The 19,137-nt window shown below is 60.2% G+C and carries 17 protein-coding genes and 1 tRNA gene; 12 read left to right on the forward strand and 6 right to left on the reverse strand.

Features of this window, described 5'->3' with window-relative positions; all coding sequences use genetic code 11:
* Position 1: 1 nt before the first annotated feature.
* From K3177_RS05300 to phoB, 9 genes are all read left to right on the forward strand, one after another.
* Positions 2-76: transfer RNA gene (locus K3177_RS05300), tRNA-Glu, on the forward strand.
* 65 nt (positions 77-141) lie between these two features.
* Positions 142-1,329 (forward strand): sensor histidine kinase, encoded by a 1,188-nt coding sequence (locus K3177_RS05305; RefSeq protein WP_221597473.1) that lies wholly within the window; start codon positions 142-144, stop codon positions 1,327-1,329.
* Positions 1,330-1,451: 122 nt separating this feature from the next.
* On the forward strand, positions 1,452-2,756 hold the full coding sequence (locus K3177_RS05310; protein ID WP_221597474.1) for an OprO/OprP family phosphate-selective porin: 1,305 nt from the start codon (positions 1,452-1,454) through the stop codon (positions 2,754-2,756).
* A 92-nt stretch (positions 2,757-2,848) separates the two neighbouring features.
* Positions 2,849-3,889 carry a substrate-binding domain-containing protein gene (locus tag K3177_RS05315; protein ID WP_196846255.1) on the forward strand — a complete coding sequence of 347 codons (1,041 nt, stop codon included), beginning with the start codon at positions 2,849-2,851 and terminating at the stop codon, positions 3,887-3,889.
* A 15-nt stretch (positions 3,890-3,904) separates the two neighbouring features.
* Positions 3,905-5,290: a phosphate ABC transporter permease subunit PstC gene (gene pstC, locus K3177_RS05320; RefSeq protein ID WP_221597475.1), complete on the forward strand. Its 1,386-nt coding sequence runs from the start codon at positions 3,905-3,907 to the stop codon at positions 5,288-5,290.
* Positions 5,283-6,533: a phosphate ABC transporter permease PstA gene (gene pstA / locus K3177_RS05325; RefSeq protein WP_103023363.1), complete on the forward strand. Its 1,251-nt coding sequence runs from the start codon at positions 5,283-5,285 to the stop codon at positions 6,531-6,533. The genes pstC and pstA overlap by 8 nt, the downstream gene beginning before the upstream one ends.
* A gap of 38 nt (positions 6,534-6,571) precedes the next feature.
* Positions 6,572-7,318: a phosphate ABC transporter ATP-binding protein PstB gene (gene pstB, locus K3177_RS05330; protein WP_221598073.1), complete on the forward strand. Its 747-nt coding sequence runs from the start codon at positions 6,572-6,574 to the stop codon at positions 7,316-7,318.
* Positions 7,319-7,331: 13 nt separating this feature from the next.
* Entirely contained in the window at positions 7,332-8,003 is a 672-nt protein-coding gene (gene phoU, locus K3177_RS05335) for a phosphate signaling complex protein PhoU (protein ID WP_103023361.1), read from the forward strand.
* A 70-nt stretch (positions 8,004-8,073) separates the two neighbouring features.
* Complete coding sequence (gene phoB, locus K3177_RS05340) at positions 8,074-8,760, forward strand: phosphate regulon transcriptional regulator PhoB (protein WP_221598074.1); 687 nt, start codon at positions 8,074-8,076, stop codon at positions 8,758-8,760.
* A 4-nt stretch (positions 8,761-8,764) separates the two neighbouring features.
* Here phoB and K3177_RS05345 read toward each other — a convergent pair whose 3' ends face one another.
* The 3 genes from K3177_RS05345 to K3177_RS05355 all read right to left on the reverse strand — a co-directional run bounded on the left by K3177_RS05345 (position 8,765) and on the right by K3177_RS05355 (position 12,307).
* Positions 8,765-9,493 carry an extensin-like domain-containing protein gene (locus tag K3177_RS05345; protein ID WP_221597476.1) on the reverse strand — a complete coding sequence of 243 codons (729 nt, stop codon included), beginning with the start codon at positions 9,491-9,493 and terminating at the stop codon, positions 8,765-8,767.
* A 127-nt stretch (positions 9,494-9,620) separates the two neighbouring features.
* A complete protein-coding gene (locus K3177_RS05350) occupies positions 9,621-11,066 on the reverse strand; it encodes a UdgX family uracil-DNA binding protein (RefSeq protein WP_221597477.1) in 1,446 nt (481 codons plus the stop codon).
* Positions 11,063-12,307 (reverse strand): putative DNA modification/repair radical SAM protein, encoded by a 1,245-nt coding sequence (locus K3177_RS05355; RefSeq protein WP_221597478.1) that lies wholly within the window; start codon positions 12,305-12,307, stop codon positions 11,063-11,065. The genes K3177_RS05350 and K3177_RS05355 overlap by 4 nt, the downstream gene beginning before the upstream one ends.
* A 144-nt stretch (positions 12,308-12,451) precedes the next feature.
* Here K3177_RS05355 and K3177_RS05360 point away from each other — a divergent pair, with 144 nt between their 5' ends.
* Positions 12,452-12,937 carry a pyridoxamine 5'-phosphate oxidase family protein gene (locus tag K3177_RS05360; RefSeq protein WP_103023357.1) on the forward strand — a complete coding sequence of 162 codons (486 nt, stop codon included), beginning with the start codon at positions 12,452-12,454 and terminating at the stop codon, positions 12,935-12,937.
* Positions 12,938-12,991: 54 nt separating this feature from the next.
* Here K3177_RS05360 and K3177_RS05365 read toward each other — a convergent pair whose 3' ends face one another.
* Together K3177_RS05365 and K3177_RS05370 are read right to left on the reverse strand one after the other, a co-directional pair.
* Positions 12,992-14,572: an amino acid permease gene (locus K3177_RS05365; RefSeq protein WP_221597479.1), complete on the reverse strand. Its 1,581-nt coding sequence runs from the start codon at positions 14,570-14,572 to the stop codon at positions 12,992-12,994.
* Between the two features lie 103 nt (positions 14,573-14,675).
* Complete coding sequence (locus K3177_RS05370; RefSeq protein ID WP_221597480.1) at positions 14,676-16,106, reverse strand: sodium-dependent transporter; 1,431 nt, start codon at positions 16,104-16,106, stop codon at positions 14,676-14,678.
* A gap of 128 nt (positions 16,107-16,234) precedes the next feature.
* On the opposite strand from K3177_RS05370, the gene panB reads away from it, so the two are divergent.
* Positions 16,235-17,107 carry a 3-methyl-2-oxobutanoate hydroxymethyltransferase gene (gene panB, locus K3177_RS05375; RefSeq protein ID WP_103023354.1) on the forward strand — a complete coding sequence of 291 codons (873 nt, stop codon included), beginning with the start codon at positions 16,235-16,237 and terminating at the stop codon, positions 17,105-17,107.
* Between the two features lie 17 nt (positions 17,108-17,124).
* Positions 17,125-18,195: a DUF475 domain-containing protein gene (locus tag K3177_RS05380; RefSeq protein WP_103023353.1), complete on the forward strand. Its 1,071-nt coding sequence runs from the start codon at positions 17,125-17,127 to the stop codon at positions 18,193-18,195.
* Here K3177_RS05380 and K3177_RS05385 read toward each other — a convergent pair.
* Complete coding sequence (locus K3177_RS05385) at positions 18,125-19,129, reverse strand: bile acid:sodium symporter family protein (protein WP_221597481.1); 1,005 nt, start codon at positions 19,127-19,129, stop codon at positions 18,125-18,127. The two genes, K3177_RS05380 and K3177_RS05385, sit on opposite strands and share 71 nt — an antisense overlap.
* Positions 19,130-19,137 lie beyond the last annotated feature (8 nt).

Here is a 19,137-nt window from a genome sequence, read left to right on the forward strand (position 1 = left end):
TGGCCCGTTCGTCTAGCGGTTAGGACGCGGCCCTTTCACGGCTGAAACACGGGTTCGATTCCCGTACGGGTCACCACTTCCACAATCTTGGAAACAAAGCAGGTGGCGCACATCGTCTCGGCCCGCTAAGCCGCGACCGCGATGAGCGAGCCGAGCTTCCCCTGGTCAGGATTTGTGCTGGCGTTCGTCGCCTGCATCATTCTCGCGACTCTCGGCGTAGATCTGATCTACGTCGGGCTCGTCCTGCTGGTATGGGTTGGTTCTCTCTATCTCGTGGCTGCCCGCCCCCCCGAATCAAAGGCTGCCCCTGCCGGCCCGGCCTTTACGCGCGACAACATGGCAGACCTCTTCGAACATTCCGAAACGCCGGTGGTCATCACCGAACGAGACCGGGTCATCATTGCAAACCTTTCGGCGCGCACTCTGCTCGGCAGCCATATCGTCGGGCAGGATGTACGAATGGCTCTGCGCCAGCCCGAAGCAATCCGATTGCTTGCACGCGATAGCGAAGGCGGGGCAGTTGTCCGCGGCCTCAATCGCCGTACCGATATCTGGCGGATCAATCGCAAGACCCTGCCCGGTGGGCTGGCCGTTATCGAGTTCGTGAACAAGACGGCCGAAGCGGATATTTCGCGGGCGCACACGGATTTCGTCGCCAATGCCAGCCATGAACTGCGGACGCCATTGGCGTCGATTATCGGTTACGTCGAAACATTGCGCGAAGACGTCGAAAGCCTCGAACCGAACATGGCAGACAAGTTTCTCAGTACGATCCAGCGCGAGGCGAAGCGTCTGCAGGATCTCGTCAGCGACCTTATGTCCCTGTCGCGAATCGAGGCTGAGAAGCACGACCTGCCCAGCGATACGCTCGATCTATCGAAACTGGCCGAACGCGCGGCCAGCGATGCAGCCAATGGCGAACGATCGGGTCTGTTAGATTTCGAATCAACCGGAGCGTTCCCGGTCCGCGGCGACCGGCAACAGCTCGAACAGCTTGTCCGCAATCTCGTCGATAATGGATTCAAATACGGCGCATCGGATCAACCTCTAGCCGTCCGCCTGCATCCACAGGGCGAGAATCGGGTCCGCTTGACAGTGACCGATCGCGGGGAAGGCATTGCTGCGGAACATATCCCACACCTTACCCGGCGGTTCTATCGTACCGATCCCGGCCGCAGCCGCGCGTCCGGGGGAACAGGGCTTGGTCTCGCGATCGTAAAGCACATCGTCGAACGGCATCGCGGCCGCCTGGATATCGACAGCACGCTTGGCGAAGGTACGCGGGTTACGGTAGTTCTGCCGCTTGAGAAAGATGACACGGCCGAGTGATCGATTGATCGTGCGTTTTCAGTGGACACTCATTTCGATTGGCATGTGTCACAGAAGTGTAATTTCCCGGTCATAGGGGCGTCGCTAGATCGTAATCTTCCGTCCGAAAAAGAGCTGCACCAATGGCTGTTCTCAACCGAGTGATATTGCCGGCTAGCTTGTTCGCCCTATTCCTGGCGGGCCCGGCTTACGCGCAGAACAATTCCGTTTCGACCGTCAAGGTCGCGGCTGCGCGTCCTCAACTTGCGATTACGAAGTCTCGGGCCAAACTGCCGGTCGGCAAGATCAGGGTGGCGCCGAACGCGGCGTATGAAACGCAGGGCGCACCGGCCCCTACCGGCAAGAGCAAGGATAACGGCTGGAGCTTCGAACCGCATGGACGGCTGATGCTGGACGGCGGGTTCATAGATGCCCCCGCATCGACTGGCGTGGACGACGGGTTCGCTCACGAGGTCCGGCGTGCGCGTCTGGGTGCAGCGGGGGATATCCCCGGCGGGTTCGGCTACAAGGTGGAACTGGGCTTCGTGAACAAGATAGGCGAAGTCTTCGACGCCGACCTTTCTTACACGACCGGCCCGGTGGAAATTATCGTCGGTCAACACAACAGTTTCCAGTCTCTCGAAGAACTGACCAGCAGCCTGCACACCTCGTTTATCGAACGGGCCGCCTTCACCGACGCCTTCGACCTGAGGCGCAAGCTCGGCGTTTCGGCCACCTATTCGAAGGACGCCCTGCTCATCCAAGGCGGATTCTTCACCGACAACATCGAAGATACGGCCGACGATAACCGCGGCGTCGATATCCGCGCGGTCTACATGCCCAAGACAGGTGCGACCCAATGGCATATTGGCGGATCGTTTCATTACAACGATCTTGGCCAGCCAGACGCGACAGTCAGATATCGTCAGCGCCCACTTGTCCATTTTACGGAAAAGCGTTTCATCGACACGCGCAGGATCGCTGCACAGAGCGAGACCAGTTTGGGTGTGGAGACAGCGGTGGTCCGGGGACGCTTTCATGCCGCCGCAGAGGGATACTGGCAATTCGTCGATGTCACCAGCACTGCGAACGATCCCGGGTTTTTTGGCGGTTCCGTCGAAGCGGGTGTGTTCCTGACGAAGGATTCGCGCACCTACAAAAAAGGCAAATTCGATCGCGTCAAACCCAACGCGCCGCTGGGCAAAGGCGGAATCGGCTCGGTCCAGTTCAACGTTCGCTACGACCACCTGGATCTGAACGATGCCGGCATACTCGGGGGCAAACAGGCCGGATATTTCGCGTCGCTGATCTGGAAGCCGACAGCCTATACCCTTTTGCTCGTGAACTACGGACGTCTCCACTACACCGATGCAGCTATTCCCGCGGCCGACGGTGACAGCAATTACGATGTCAACGTCCTCGGCGTGCGTGCCCAGGTCGATTTCTGATCGCAGGGCACGGCCCAAGTCAAATATCTGTCGCAACCATGTAATATAGAAGCGCTTTGGCGCAGCTAGCTATCAATCCCCGAGGGCATCCCATGACCAAGACAAAATCTTTCATCTTCGCTGCCGTATCCGCCGTTGCTCTTGCTGCCTGCGGCGGCACCGATGGCGGCTCGCGCGATTCCATTCGTGCAGTCGGTTCTTCGACGGTCTTCCCCTTCGCCAAGGCGGTATCGGAATCCTTCGTTCGTACGCACCCCGATTTCCGTTCGCCGATTATCGAAGCGACCGGCACTGGTGGGGGCATGAAGCTCTTCTGCGCAGGTCTGGGGGCCAGCACCCCGGACATGACACATGCTTCGCGCCGCATGAAAGCCAGCGAATTCGCAGGTTGCCAGGCCAATGGTGTGACCGACATCATCGAAGTTCAGGTGGGCCTCGACGGCATTGCCTTCGCATCGGCGAAGAACGGCATCACCATGAACCTGACACCGAAAATCGTTTACGAAGCTCTGGCGGCGTCGCCCTATGGCAAACCGCAAACCGCCAAGACCTGGTCCGATGTGGATCCCTCGCTGCCGGACCTGCCGATCCTGGTGTACGGCCCGCCTTCCACCTCAGGCACACGCGACGCGCTGAAAGAACTGGTTCTGGAAGCAGGCTGTGAAACCGACCCGAACATGGAGGCGCTGAAGGAAACCGACAAGGATCGTTTCGGCCAGCTCTGTACCGAAGTCCGGTCGGACGGCGCTTATGTTGATCAAGGCGAGCAGGACAACCTGATCGTCCAGAAGATCGAAGGCAATCCCAATGCCGTCGGGATCTTCGGCTATAGCTACCTCGAAGAAAATTCGAACAAGGTTCAGGGCCTCCACATGAACGGCGTGGCCCCGACGTACGAAAACATCTCGAGCTTCGAATATCCGGGCGCCCGCCCGCTGTATGTCTACGTCAAGAAAGCGCATCTCGATGCGATTCCTGGCCTGAAGCAATATCTCGCCGAGTGGACGAAGATGTGGGCAAAGGATGGCGATCTGGCCAAGATTGGTCTTGTCGCCTCGCCTGACGACGTTATGGCGGCCAACCAGAAAGCAGCCACAGAGTTCACCACGCTCGACGGCGCGCAGCTCAAGTAAGGTCTGAATACACTTATGTCGCCCGCCATTCTGCTTCTCCTGGCCCTCGGGCTCGGGCTTGCCGGATGGCTGGCGGCCCGTGCGCGTGCGTGGACCTTCCGCCGGTCCAGCGCCGATGGCCGCATTGCCAGCCTCCCGAACTATCATGCCTGGTATGTCGCCCTGTGGGTGGTTCTGCCGGTTCTGGCATTCGTTGCCTTGTGGAGCGCGATCGCGCCCGGTCTGGTCAGCCAATCCGTGCTCGCCAGCCCGGCAGCGGCGGAGCTTCCTTCCTTCGGTTTCCAGCGCCAGACGATCCTCAACGAAGCGCGGGCCGTAGCTACCGGTGCAGCACCCGGCGTGTTCAATCCGCAGGCCGCCGGTCTGGTCGAACCGTTTCGCGCTGCCTTGTCCCACTATAATCTGATCGGCGTCGTCGTAACGCTGCTGATCGCGTTCCTTGGGGGCACCTGGGCATTCCTGCGCCTCAAGCCCGATTTTGCGGCCCGTTCGAAGGTCGAGAGAATCGTGATGGCGATCCTGTTGGGCGCTTCGTTGGTCGCGATCCTCACCACGCTCGGCATTCTCGCCAGCCTGATTTTCGAAACGATCCGCTTCTTCGGGATGGTTTCGCCGATCGATTTTCTGTTCGGTACGCACTGGGGCCCAGACCCCATGGCCAATGCCGCCAACCCCGACAGCAGTCGCTACGGCGCGGTGCCCCTCTTCTGGGGGACGTTGTTCATCGGCGCGATCATCGCAATGATCGTGGCCATCCCCCTCGGCCTGATGAGCGCGATCTATCTGACGCAATATGCCGACCCGGCCCTGCGCAAATGGATCAAGCCTGCGCTTGAAATCCTCGCCGGTGTGCCGACCGTGGTTTACGGTTATTTCGCCGCGCTGACCATTGCTCCGGCCATCCGCAACATCGCTATCTCTCTAGGTGCGACGAACCCGTCCAGTGAAAGTGCGCTTGCCGCAGGCCTGGTGATGGGCGTGATGATCATTCCCTTCGTTTCGTCCATGGCTGACGACAGCATTGCCGCCGTGCCCCAATCCATGCGTGACGGAAGTCTCGCCATGGGGGCGACGACGAACGAAACCATCCGCCGCGTCCTCGTACCCGCGGCCCTGCCCGGCATCGTTGCCGGCATCATGCTCGCTGTCAGCCGCGCGATCGGTGAAACGATGATCGTAGTGATGGCCGCATCGACTGCCGCCAATCTCACTGCCAACCCGCTCGAATCGATGACCACGGTCACTGTGCAGATCGTGGCCATGCTTACAGGCGAAGGAAGTTTCGATCATCCCGCCACTCTGAGCGCCTTTGCGCTGGGGTTTGTCCTGTTCATGGTCACGCTGGGCCTCAACTTTATCGCACTCCGCGTCGTCAAGAGGTACCGCGAAGCTTATGACTGAGCGTCTCGATCCCACGCGCCAGGCCGCTTTCGAAGCTCGCCTGAAGAAACGCTACGCTGCGGAACGTCGCTTCAAGGCATTTGGCCTTGGCGCGATCCTGTTCTCGGTCGCCGTGTTGCTGTTCCTGCTCGGGACGATGACGCTCAACGGCATCGGCGGTTTCCAGCGCGTCGAGCTCGAAGTTCCGATCGACTTCACACAGGCCGGCATCGCGGCAGATCCTGCGACCATGGATCAACCGGGCGCAATCCAGACCCTCGAAGCGCAAGGGCTGCGCGACGTCGTTCAGTATTTCGCGCAGGAAAATCTCGGCGAAGAAGCGGCCTCTCAGCTTGGCGGTCAGGCCTGGCGCGATGTTGCCGACGAAATCATCGGCAATCCTTCCGTCCTGCAGACCCAGGCAAGTTTCTGGCTACCGGCATCTGCAAGCCTCGCTTCTGGTTATCAGGGCGAAGGTTCGCCTGAAATGCGGGCGCTGGCCGCGCAGCTTTCCGAACGCGGGCAGATCGCAAAACGGTTCGATGCCGGGTTCCTGACCCGTTCGGACGCCACCAACCCGCAGCAAGTGGGTATCTGGGGCGCGCTGAAGGGCTCGATCCTGACCATGCTCATCACCCTTGCGCTGGCCTTCCCGATCGGTGTCCTCGCTGCGCTCTACTTGGAAGAATATGCGCCCAAGAACCGGTGGACCGACGTGATCGAACTGTCGATCAACAATCTGGCGGCGGTTCCCTCGATCATTTTCGGTCTGCTTGGCCTTGCCGTATTTCTGACCCTTTTTCCGAACCTGCGATCCGCGCCGATCATCGGCGGCATGACGCTGGCGTTGATGACGATGCCCGTAATCGTCATCGCCGGACGCAACGCGATCAAGGCCGTACCGCCGAGCATTCGCGACGGGGCGCTGGCTGTCGGCGCATCGCCCGTACAGGTGGTCTTCCACCATGTTCTGCCGCTCGCCCTCCCCGGTATACTTACCGGTACCATTATCGGCATGGCCCGCGCTCTGGGCGAAACGGCACCGCTGCTGATGATCGGCATGCGCGCTTTCGTCGCGACCCCGCCCGACGGATTTACATCACCGGCAACCGTATTGCCGATGCAGATTTTCCTCTGGTCGGATGAAATCGACCGCGGCTTCGTGGAACGCACGAGTGCGGCAATCATCGTACTATTGTTGTTCCTGCTCGTCATGAACGGGCTCGCCATCTACCTGCGTAACAAATTCGAGAAAACCTGGTGACCGTAGTCCACGACAACCTCGAGAAGACCGAAGCCAAGATGAGCGCCAAGGCGGTTTCCGTCTTCTATGGCGACAAGAAGGCTATCGACGAGGTCTCGATCGATATCCCGACCCAGTATGTGACGGCATTCATCGGTCCATCCGGTTGCGGCAAGTCGACCTTCCTGCGCACGCTCAACCGTATGAACGACACGATCCCTTCGGCCCGCGTCGAAGGCGAGATCGAACTGGATGGCCGGGACATATACCGCTCCGGCATGGATGTGGTGCAATTGCGCGCGCGGGTGGGCATGGTTTTCCAGAAACCCAACCCATTCCCCAAATCGATCTACGAAAACATCGCCTACGGCCCGAAGATCCACGGTCTGGCCGAGGGCAAGGACGAACTCGATGCCATCGTGGAAAAATCGCTCAGGCGCGCGGGCCTGTGGGAAGAGGTGAAGGATCGCCTTCAGGATAGCGGCACCGCCTTGTCTGGGGGGCAACAACAGCGTCTTTGTATTGCCCGCGCTATCGCGGTCGATCCGGAAGTGATCCTGATGGACGAACCCTGCTCGGCCCTCGACCCGATCGCGACTGCCAAGATCGAGGAACTGATTGCCGAACTCAATGGCCGTTATGCCATCGTGATCGTTACCCATTCCATGCAGCAAGCCGCACGTGTCAGTCAGCGTACCGCCTTCTTCCACTTGGGAAAAATGGTGGAATATGGTCGCACTTCTGACATATTTACCAATCCGCACGAACAGCGCACCCAGGATTACATCACTGGGCGCTACGGATAAGGCCATGAATTCGATGCAAGAACACACTGTAAAGGCCTTCGACGAAGATATTACGCGGCTGCGCGGCCTTATTGCCGAAATGGGCGGGCTCGCCGAAGCGGCTGTCGAGCGTTCGCTAGAGGCCTTGGTCAAGGGCGACGACGAGCTTGCCGACCTGGTCATCAAGGGCGACAAGAAGATCGACGCGCTCGAAACCGAGATCGACAAGCTCGCGGTCCGTATTATCGCCCTCCGCGCGCCAATGGCCGACGATCTGCGCGAAGTGATCGCCGCTCTCAAGATTGCCGGCGTCGTCGAACGGATCGGCGATTATTCGAAGAACATCGCCAAGGCGAGCAAGCAGATCGGCCCGAACCGCAAGCAGTTCGAACCGCTCACGCTGCTCCCCGCGATGGCCGAAGTCGCCGCGGAAATGGTTCACGATGTGTTGACCGCCTATGCCGCACGCGATGCCGAACTTGCCCGCGAAGTCATCGCGACGGATGAGAAGGTCGACGCTTTCTACAACTCGATTTTCCGCAACCTCGTCAGTCACATGGTGGAAAACCCTTCCACGATCTCGAGCGCGGCGCAGATGCTCTTCATTGCGCGCAATCTCGAACGTGTCGGCGATCATGCAACGAATGTTGCTGAAATGGTGCATTTCGCCGCAACCGGAAACTATCCGCCCGACGAGGACAGTTGACACAAAACTGTAGTTTGAAGGTCATAAAGCCATGCCGACCGAGATAGAGAACTCCCGGAAAGGCAAGGATTTGCACGCGGCCAAACTATTGTTGGTAGAGGACGATCCGGCCCTCTCCGAACTGCTCGAATATCGCTTCACCAATGAAGGCTACAACGTCCGCACGACGTCGGATGGCGATGAAGCCCTGCTTCTCGCATCGGAAGACGTGCCGGACCTGGTTATCCTGGACTGGATGATCGAAGGTACCAGCGGGATCGAAGTCTGCCGCCGCTTGCGACGGGACAAGGATACCGCGCATGTTCCGATCATCATGCTTACCGCGCGCGAGGCAGAGGATGATCGCATCCGCGGTCTCGATACCGGCGCGGACGATTACCTCACCAAACCCTTTTCGCCACGCGAACTTCTCGCGCGGGTTGCCGCTGTCATGCGGCGCATCCGCCCTGCCCTGGCAGGGGAAAGCATCGAAGTCGGCGATATCCTGCTTGATCCCGTAGCGCACAAAGTCACCCGCCGCGGCCGCGCGCTCCAACTCGGACCAACCGAATATCGGCTGCTGAAATTCTTCATGGAAAGCCCGGGTCGGGTGTTCAGCCGTGGGCAATTGCTCGACGGCGTGTGGGGTACCGAAAGCGAAATCGAATTGCGCACGGTCGACGTACACATTCGCCGTTTGCGCAAGGCGATCGAGATTGAAGGCGCCAAGGATCCGGTGCGTACCGTCCGCAGCGCAGGTTACTCGCTCGAAGCGTAGCGGCCTATCTGCAAACGCTGCGCCAGCGAGGGCTCATGTCGAGATGGAAATGATCGGCATGGGCCGCGTTGTAATCGGGTGAAAGGACAGTCGAGAAGCTGTCGCAGGCATTATCGCGCACCCTTCGCAGGAATTGTGCCTTGTCGCCTTCTCCCGACCAGTCGTTCAGCACGCTGATCCGCGTGCCATCCGCAAGGACAAAACCCGCAATATCTATGGCGTTGGCAGTCGCGTGTTCACTCCAAGGACCGGAATCACGCCCGTAGAGACGGCGGCAGGAATACGCTCCAAGATGCTCTATACGTTGAATTTTCGAACCGAAGATTTCTTCGGCTAGCGGTGCCACTGCCTCGCGTTCCCACAACAGCAGCGCAATCGATGCCGAACATGTCACAGGCGGACTATTCGGCGACAACGGGAGCCCGGTAAGGACGGTACGGTCTTCCCGCCTGCAAGCACCTTCGCCCGCCGGCTCGAGTATTTCGTGGACCACATCGCTTCGGTCGAGAACGCCCCGGCATTCGGCCACATCCTCACGCAGGGATTGCAACTTGGCTTCCGTCGCCCACCCCACAGGATCGCGTAGGTCCAGTGGCGCCCAGGGGTCATGCTCGGGATGTTCGGCTAGCCACACGCGGCCAGCTATCAGCAGGCTGGCCAAGATCAGGAATACCAGAACCCGGCGGTCGCCGGTGAACTTGCCGATGCGTTTGGAAAAATGCGCCTTTACCATCGATATTCCAACACTTCGCCCTTCCCGATGGTACTCGGCTGCTACCTATGTTTCTAAGTAGCTGTGGTCGCGGCAAATTGTTCCTCACCTAACGATGCTTGCACAGAACCGGCGTGGTGGATGCGGGTCACGCTCGCTGAGCGATTTCCTCGAGACGTTGTCGCACCGCCCGCAGGTCGTTGTCGAACAAGCGCACCTGTTCATCCCTGGCGGCCCCATCCAGACGCAGCAGATAGGATGGGTGCGCTGTCACCCACAACTCACTGCCGTCCTCTAGCTGGATCGGTGCGCCCCGAGCCTTGGAAATACTGACCGTTTTACCGAGCATGCCCCGAGCTGCACTGGCCCCCATCGCCAGCACCAGTTTCGGCTGAACGATCGCTCTTTCGCTTTCCATCCACCACCGACACGTATCGATTTCCTTTGCCGCCGGGCTCTGGTGAATGCGCCGTTTTCCGCGCTGAACATATTTGAAATGCTTTACGGCGTTGGTGACATAAGCCGCGCTTCGATCGATCCCCGCCATCTGCAGATGATCGTCGAGCAATTGTCCCGCTGGGCCGACGAAGGGTCGGCCCTTGATATCCTCCTGATCGCCCGGCTGTTCGCCCACGATCATCAAGGCAGCGTCCTGCGGCCCTTCGCCCATGACGGCGTGATTATCGAGCAATCCGATCGGGCATTCGCGACAGGCTGATATAGCCTTGTCGATCGCGGCCAAAGTCTCCGGCCGCTCGTCGAATTCCAGCGCTCCCTTCTCGACCATTTTCGCCTCACGGGATTGGGCCCCTGCGACGAGCTCGGGAATAAGCGCCGCTTCAGGCATGTTCTTCCAGTATTTCTTCGGCATTTCTTTAAGCATCGCGCCGATCTTGAGACGCGCCGGATTGAAGATGGACGCGTAATAAGTGCGCCATAAATCCTCCATGGGATCGCCTTGCGGAGCATCGGAGCGCTCTGCCGCCGGCCCCTCGGTCATGGTTTCGCCGTCCCAGTGAAGGCTTCCGCGAGGCGTAAGGATCGACCAGCGCATATTGGCAAACCTGCGCATGAAAAAACCCGCATTGGCGCGCAGAATATGATGGTCAGGCTCGAACCAGGCGACGTATCGATCACCGCCTTCTGCCTCATCCGCTTCGACGAGGCGAAACCGCACAAATGCATGCATCTTGTGACTGTCGCGCCGAACATTTTTGTCCAGCTCCTCGATTTTGCGGACATCGTCGTCAGCCTTGTCCTCCATCATCCCGGGATTTGCCTGCAACCGCCATAACAGCCGGTACAACAGCGCGAACCGCTCCGGATCGGAATGAAGCGCGGCATTTCTTGCCAGATTCACGAACCGACGGTTGGCGCGTACAGGCGGAGCACCTGAAGTCGGCGTAGGAACACCATGGTCACCTTGCGCGAAAAGGTCGCCGCTCCCTCCCGGTTCGATCCAGGAAATACGATCGGGCGGAACCTGAGCCTGAATCAGTGCTCGCGCGCAATCGCGCCAGAAATCGAAATCATCCGCTACCGGCAGATGCACCACATGGAAACTGCCTGCGCGCGCGACCTGGAGCATGGTCATGCCGAAAACAGCTCCAGCTGCTCGGTCTTGGGCGCGAGCATCGTGCGCAGGTCTGCGCGGTCCGTAAGCATTAAAGGACGCCAATCTACGGTGCAGATGAACGGTCGAACCTTGGTGATGGACAGCGTAAGCCGCGCCACATCGTCGAGCCGCAACGTCCGGTGCCTGCGACTGGTAAGGATCTTGTGAACCGCTTTGACGCCCAGTCCAGGCACGCGCAATAATTGCTCCTTCGTGGCGCGATTTACATCCACGGGGAACTGCTCCCGAAACTTGAGCGCCCAGGCAAGCTTGGGATCGATGTCCAGCGGCAGATTTCCATCCGCTTCTGTCGCCTGCATCACCTCGGCCGGCTTGTAGCCGTAAAACCGCATCAACCAGTCCGATTGGTATAGCCTGTGTTCGCGGATCAATGGCGGCCGCTTCAACGGGAGAACCGCACTCGCATCGGGAATGGGAGAAAACGCGCTGTAATATACACGCCGCAGTTTGAAACTGTCGTAAAGCCGGCTCGCCTTGCCAACGATATCGCTGTCCGTCGCCGTGTCCGCGCCAACGATCATCTGCGTGGATTGCCCAGCGGGGGCAAAACGCGGAGCATGTTTGAACTTCTTACGCGCATCTTTCAGCTCGGCGATGTCGCTGGTCACTTTGCCCATCGCTCCTTCGATCTGTCCGGAATTCTTGTCCGGCGCGAGGCGGGTCAGCCCGCTATCGGTCGGCAGTTCCACATTGATCGAAACGCGGTCGGCATACAGCCCGGCCTGATGCACGATTTCCGCATCTGCTTCGGGGATGGTCTTGAGATGGATATAACCGCGAAAATCATGTTCTTCGCGAAGGATGCGCGCCACTTCGACCAGCTGCTCCATCGTGTGATTGGAGCTTTTGACGATGCCTGACGAAAGGAACAGCCCCTCGATATAATTACGCCGATAGAACGCCAGTGTCAGATCCACCACTTCCTGCGGGGTGAACCGGGCGCGCGCGACGTTCGAACTCTTGCGATTGATACAGTAGTGGCAATCGAACACGCAGTAATTGGTCAGCAGGATCTTCAGCAGACTGATGCAGCGACCGTCCGGCGCATAGGCGTGACAGATGCCCATCCCTTCCGTCGACCCGATCCCCTTCCCGCCAACCGAATTGCGTTTCGACGTACCCGAAGACGCGCAGGATGCATCGTATTTCGCCGCATCCGCGAGAATTTCGAGCTTCTGAAGGGTGGAGGCAGAGGCCATTTGTTCTATATATGTTCAACACCTCCCGTTGCAAATATCGTTTGATATAATTTGCCCCCCTCTCCGTTTTCGCTGCATCCACCCGCGGGACCGAACAGACGTGTCGATCATTGCATGAAGACAAATCTCACGAGGAGTCGATCAATGAAACACGCCGAAGGAAATCCGGAAGACCTCAAGAAGAAGTTCTGGAAGTCGCTGGCAGACAGCCCATTTCTGTTCCTACAGCTCACGAACGACAGCTCCACTGCGGTGCCGATGAGCCCGCAGCTCGACAAGGATGCTAACAGTTCGATCTGGTTCTTCACCCACACCAAGAGCGACTTTGCCAGGCTCGGTTCCGCCACCGCGACCTTCGAAGGAAAGGGTCACGACATGTTCGCCCGCTTCAACGGCACGCTGGTGAAGGAAACCAGTCAGGAGCGGTTCGACCAGTTCTGGAATAATTTCATCGAAGCTTGGTACGATGGCGGCAAGACCGATCCCGATATCCTGTTCCTGCGCATGGATCTGGGCGATGCGGAAATCTGGGACGGCGACATCGGCCTCCTGAATACCGCGAAGATGGCATTGGGCATGACGGTCCACGACGAAGCGGAAAAACGCCACGTCGACACGGTCGATATCTGATCCGACCGTCTCTCTAATCAAAAAGGGGCGCCTCAGCGGGCGCCCCTTCTTGTATCAGTCGTTCTTCCTGCCAGGCTCGATCGGCACCATCGTCTCGTCTCCGGCAACATCGTCGACCACTTCGACAATGCCCTGCCCCAGATGGCTGCGCCTGCGCGAATAGAGCACATAGATCACCACGCCGATGATCCCCCACCCCGGCAGGAACAGCATGGCGGCACTCGGCAGGTTGAAGAACAGCAGCACGCAGCCGATGATCGTCAGCGGCGCGACGACCCACACCATGGGTACCTTGAAGTGCCGCTTGCGCCCCGGATCCCTCACGCGCAGCACCATTACGGCCACTGCCACCATCAGGAAGGCATAGAGCGTTCCCGCGTTCGAGATATCCGCCAGCTGACCGACCGGGAAGAATGCCGCCCCGATGGCCACGGCAAGACCGGTGATGATGGTCACGACATGCGGCGTCTTGAACCGTGGGTGCACCCGGCTCAGCCGTTCGGGCAGCAGTCCGTCGCGGCTCATCACGAAGAAGATGCGCGTCTGCCCGAAAATCAGCACTAGGATGACCGAAGGCAGCGCGAGGAAGGCTGCCAGCCCGATCGCATTGCCGAAGCCGGAAAAGCCCAGCATCTTGAGCACATGGGCCAGCGGTTCGTTCGAACAGACCAGCGCATCGGCATATTGCGGCATCGCACATTGGCGCGCCAGTTCGGGCGATCCCGCTTCCAGCGGAATGCCCATTGCATCCATGATCGGCTGCCCGCCGATGGTCCCGATCGCACCTGCAGCGACAAGGATGTAGAAGATCGTGCAGAACAGCAGCGATCCGACCAACCCGATGGGTACGTTGCGCTGCGGGTTCTTGGTTTCCTCCGCCGCGGTCGAAACCGCATCGAAACCGACATAGGCGAAGAACATGGTCGCCGCCGCACCGACTGCGCCCACCCCGGTTCCCCAACCGCCGAAGACCCCGGCCGGCAGGAACGGGTTGAAATGCGACGCTTCGAATTCCGAGCTCGTCAGCGTGATCGCCACGAACGCGGTCAGCGCCGTAACCTTCACGATGACGAGGACGGCATTGACCTTGGCGCTTTCACTCGTGCCGATGACCAGCAGGCCGGTCACTAGCAGCGCGATCACCAGCGCAGGAAGGTTGATGAACCCGCCTGCGGCCCCGCCCAGGGCCAGCGGCCCCGCGCTCAACCAGGCGGGCAGATGAATACCCAGTCCGCCCAGCACGGTCCCCGAGAAATAGCCCGACCAGCCCACCGAAACCGCCGATGCGGCGATGGCGTATTCCATGATCAGCGCCCAGCCCACCGTCCAGGCGAAGAATTCACCGATGGTGGCGTAACTGTAGGTATAGGCCGATCCGGCGACCGGTATCATCGCGGCAATTTCGGCATAGCAGAGCGCGGCCACGATGCAGACGCCGCCGGCTATGGCGAAGGCGATCATCAGGCCGGGTCCGGCCTTTTGCGCCCCGACGGCGGTCAGCACGAAAATGCCCGTGCCGATAACGCAACCGATGCCCATCAGGGTGAGCTGGAACCAGCCAAGCGACCGGCTCAGCGACTTCTTCTCCGCTGCGGCCAGAATGGCGTCGAGCGGTTTTACTCTGTCGAAAATCATGCGGCCTATGGCCCCCCACAGGCCCGCCGCAGGACTACCCTGCTCCGCCAGCCGGACTACGGCAATTAAATGCTAATTCCTCGCCCGAAAAGCCGAATTCGTATCAAGTACCCAGAATTGAGGGAAACAGGCCGGTTGTAAGGATAATGGCAACCGCCAGCGGGCATAGCCACGCGATCAGGAAACGCCATATGCCGAAGGCCAGCGGGGACAGTCCCGTCGTGGTCAGCAGCAGGTTCTTGTCCGCTTTCCACCCGATGAAGATCGATGTCAGCAGCGCGCCGACCGGCAGCATCACCTTGCCGGTAAATCCATCGACCGTGTCCAGGATATCGGTATCCGCGAACAGGCTCCAGAAGCCCAGCGGGCGCACATCGGCCCACACATTGTAACCCAGCAGGCAGGCTATCCCCATCAGGAAGGCACCGCCGCCGAAGATTAGCGCCGATTTCGGGCGGCTCCAGCCACGCTCGCCGATGCCCCAGGCCGTCGGCACTTCCAGCAGCGAAATCGAACTGGTTACCGCCGCCACCAGGATGAGGACGAAGAACAGGAAACCGAACAGGGCGCCGCCCGGCATGGTCTGGAATGCGAAGGGCAAAGTCTGGAACACCAGCGTCGGCCCCGCTGCGGGATCGAGGCCCACGGCGAACACGATCGGGAAGATCATCAGGCCGGCCAGCAGGGCCACGCAGGTATCTGCTACCGCGATCAGGGCCGACGTCGGGCCAAGGCCGCTGCCTTCCTTGATATAAGATCCGTAGGTTATCAGCCCGGCAACCCCCAGCGACAGCGAGAACAGGGCCTGCCCCAGGGCGGAATTCATGACCTGCGGGGTCAGCTTCGACCAGTCCGGAGTGAACAGGAATGCAGCGGCCTGGCCGATGTCGCCTTCGATGGCGCCATACAGCACCAGCCCGACCAGCAGGACGAAGAACATGGGCATCAGATAGGTCGCCGCCTTTTCGATACCCGAACTCACACCGCGCGCGACGATATAGAGCGTCAGTCCCATGAAGACGAAGTGGACGCCCAGCAGCAGACCGGGGCTGGCGAACATGTCGCTCAGCCGCTGCTGGATCTGATCCTGGCTTTCACCGGCCAGCGCGCCTCTGAAGGGGTCACCGGCCAGAATGGCCTGGACCAGATCGCCGCCCATGATGCCCGCGTAATAGAGCACCCAGCCCGCCACCACGGAATAGAACGAAACGATCAGGAACGCCGCCAGCGCACCCACGCCGCCGAAAATCGCCCAGCTTGGCGATGCCTTGGACTGTGCGGCAACGCGCCGGATCGATCCCACGGCGTCCGTCTGTCCCGCCTTGCCGATGAACACTTCGGACAGGACCAGCGGCAGACCCAGCAGGAACACGCAGGCGATATAGAAGATTACGAAGGCCCCGCCGCCACTTTCCCCGGCAAGTGTCGGGAAGCGCCAGATGTTCCCCAACCCCACTGCAGCCCCTACCGCAGCAAGGATGAATGCCGAACGCGAGGACCAGCCTTCGCTTGTCGAAGTGGTGGTTGCGACCATCGTTTTTACACCTCCCGGATCGCGACTATTGCTGCCGCGCGCATGAAATTTGCGTCCTTAGACACGGAATACCGTGGAATTCCAAGCTTCGCTTTGCCATCGTCCACGCGATTGCTACTGGAGCGACCATGTCTACAACCTTCCAGCTCGATACCAGCACCAGCCGTGCCAATCCCACACCGCAGCCGATGAAACGGCTTACAGTGCCCAAGATCCGGGCACACAAGGCGGACGGGGAAACGCGTGAACCGCTGGTGATGCTCACGGCCTACACCGCGCGCCAGGCGCAACTGCTTGATGCGCATTGCGATATCCTGCTGGTGGGCGATTCTCTGGCGCAGGTCATCTACGGCCTGCCCACCACCATCCCCGTCACGCTCGACATGATGGCCAATCACGCCGCGGCCGTCGTGCGGGGCAGCTATCATTCCGTTGTCGTGGTCGACATGCCGTTCGGATCGTACGAACAGTCGCCCCAGCAGGCGTTCGAAAGCGCCACTTTCCTGCTCAAGCAGTCGGGCGCAGCCGCGGTCAAGCTCGAAGGCGGCGAACAGATGGCCGAAACCGTGGCCTTCCTCAATCAGCGGGGCATTCCCGTCATGGGCCATGTCGGCCTCACCCCACAGGCGGTCAATGTGCTCGGTGGATACGGCGCGCGCGGCCGCGACGATGCGGAAGCGACGAAGATCGTTGGCGATGCCCAGGCGCTCGACAAGGCAGGGGCCTTCGCCATCGTCCTGGAAGGCGTGCTCGAACCGATCGCGATAGAAGCGACGAAGACGGTCTCCTGTCCTACCATCGGCATCGGCGCTTCCGCCCAATGCGATGGGCAGGTCCTCGTGACCGAAGACATGCTGGGCATGTTCGATCGCGTTCCCCGCTTCGTGAAGAAGTATGAAGACATCGCCGGCGTCATCGAACGCACGGTGGTGAAATACGCCGAAGAAGTGCGTGCGCGCAGTTTCCCGACCTCCGATCAAACCTATCAGCCCAAGGGCTGACCAACCGAGCATCTCCCATGGAAACCATGCGCAAATACTACGCGTTCTCCTTCGCCTTTACCGCGGTCTGCTTTGCGCTGGCTGCATGGTATGGCTGGGCGAGCACCGGATCGATCACCGCCACCCTCGGCATTCTATGGATCGTCCTTGTTCTCTCGATCCTCGAAGTTTCGCTCAGCTTCGATAATGCCGTGGTCAACGCCACCGTGCTGCGCGATATGGATCCGGTCTGGCAGCAGCGCTTCCTGACCATCGGGATCCTGATCGCGGTCTTCGGCATGCGCATCGTCTTTCCCATTGCGATCGTCGCCATCGCAGCAAAGGTCGGACCTCTCGAGGCGGTTTCCCTGTCCCTCAACAATCCCGCCGAATACGAACGCATCGTGTCCGATGCGCACATCGGCATCGCCGGTTTCGGGGGCGCCTTCCTGGCGATGGTGGGGATGACCTTCTTCTTCGACAACGACAAGGAAGTGCACTGGATCGCGGCGGTCGAAAAAACGATCAACAAATTCTCCAATGTTCCCGCAATCGAAATCGGGCTCGTGCTCGTGCTGGTCTACACGGTCTCGACCATGCTGGCGCCGGCCGATGCCATTACCTTCCTCACCGCTGCCATCCTCGGCCTCGTGACCTTCATTGCCGTGCACGCCATCGCGGCCCTGATCGAGGAACGCGAAGCGGCCAAGAAGGCTACCGGCGAAATCGTCAAATCAGGCCTCGGCGGTTTCCTCTATCTGGAAGTCCTCGACGCCAGCTTCAGCTTCGACGGCGTGATCGGCGCCTTCGCGCTGTCGAACAACATGATCATCATCGCTCTGGGCCTGTCTGTCGGGGCAATGTTCGTCCGTTCGATGACGATCCATCTGGTGCGCACCGGCACGCTGGCCCAATATCGCTACCTTGAACACGGCGCGTTCTGGGCGATCATCGTGCTCGGGATCATCATGCTGCTGTCGGCCCGCTACCATATTCCGGAAACGATCACCGGACTGCTGGGCGCCGTTCTTATCGGGCTCAGCTTCGCGTGGTCGGTGCGGCACAATCGCCGCCATCCCGAAGATGCGATGACGCCGCCAGCCGACTAGCGATCGGCGCTGCCACCACCAGCTGGAACAGGTGATAGAGCAGCAGCGCCACCACGATGAACCCCGCCTGGTCGGCAGGAAAAAGGATGGTGGCCAGCGGCGCGCCCACTGCTGCGCTCTTCTGCGCGCCGGCAAACAGGAACGAAATGCGATCCGGGCGCGCGAGGCCAAGAGCCTTGCCCGTCAGCCAAGCCCCGATGTTCGCGACGAACAGAAATGTTGCGACCAGCCCTGCGATACCCAACCAGTCGAGCGCATCGACCCGGGTCCAGATACCCTGCTCTACCGCGCCCGAAAACGCCACGTAGATCGCTGCCGAGATCACGAAGCGATCGACCCACACGATCTTTCCCTTGTGGCTGTTTGTGAACGCGACCGTCCGGCTTTGCAGTAACTGGCCGATGGCAAAGGGCAGCACCAGCAGCAGCATGATCTTGACGAAAGCGTCGATCCCCACATCCCCGCTGCCGCTCCCGCCCAGCGCGAGAAAGACAGGGACCGTCACGAACACACCAAGGATGTTGAGCAGCGCCGCGGCCACCACCGACAGCGCGACATTGCCCCCTGCCAGCGAGCTATAGGATGTCGCTGACTGGACGGTGGACGGCAGCACGCCCAGATACAGGAAACCCAGCGCCACGGATGGCGCCAGCCAGGCACTCGCAAGTGACGACAGTGCCAGTCCGATCACCGCCATTGCGCCGAAGACCCACAGGATCAGGGGCAGCAGGAACCGCCAGTTGGCGACACCGGCCACGATGTCGCCGCGCGCTATCCGCATTCCGTTCAGCAGAAACAGGACGAAGATCGCGGCATTCGCCACCGCCTGGGCTACTCCCCGCGCGTCGCCTGTCGCAGGCAGCAGGGCGGCAAGCGCTATGGCGGTGACCAGCATGCGCAGCATGGGGTCCGACAGGACTGTTCTGAAACTCATGGACCGCC

The organism is Qipengyuania pacifica, from assembly GCF_019711555.1.
Lineage (GTDB): Bacteria > Pseudomonadota > Alphaproteobacteria > Sphingomonadales > Sphingomonadaceae > Qipengyuania > Qipengyuania pacifica.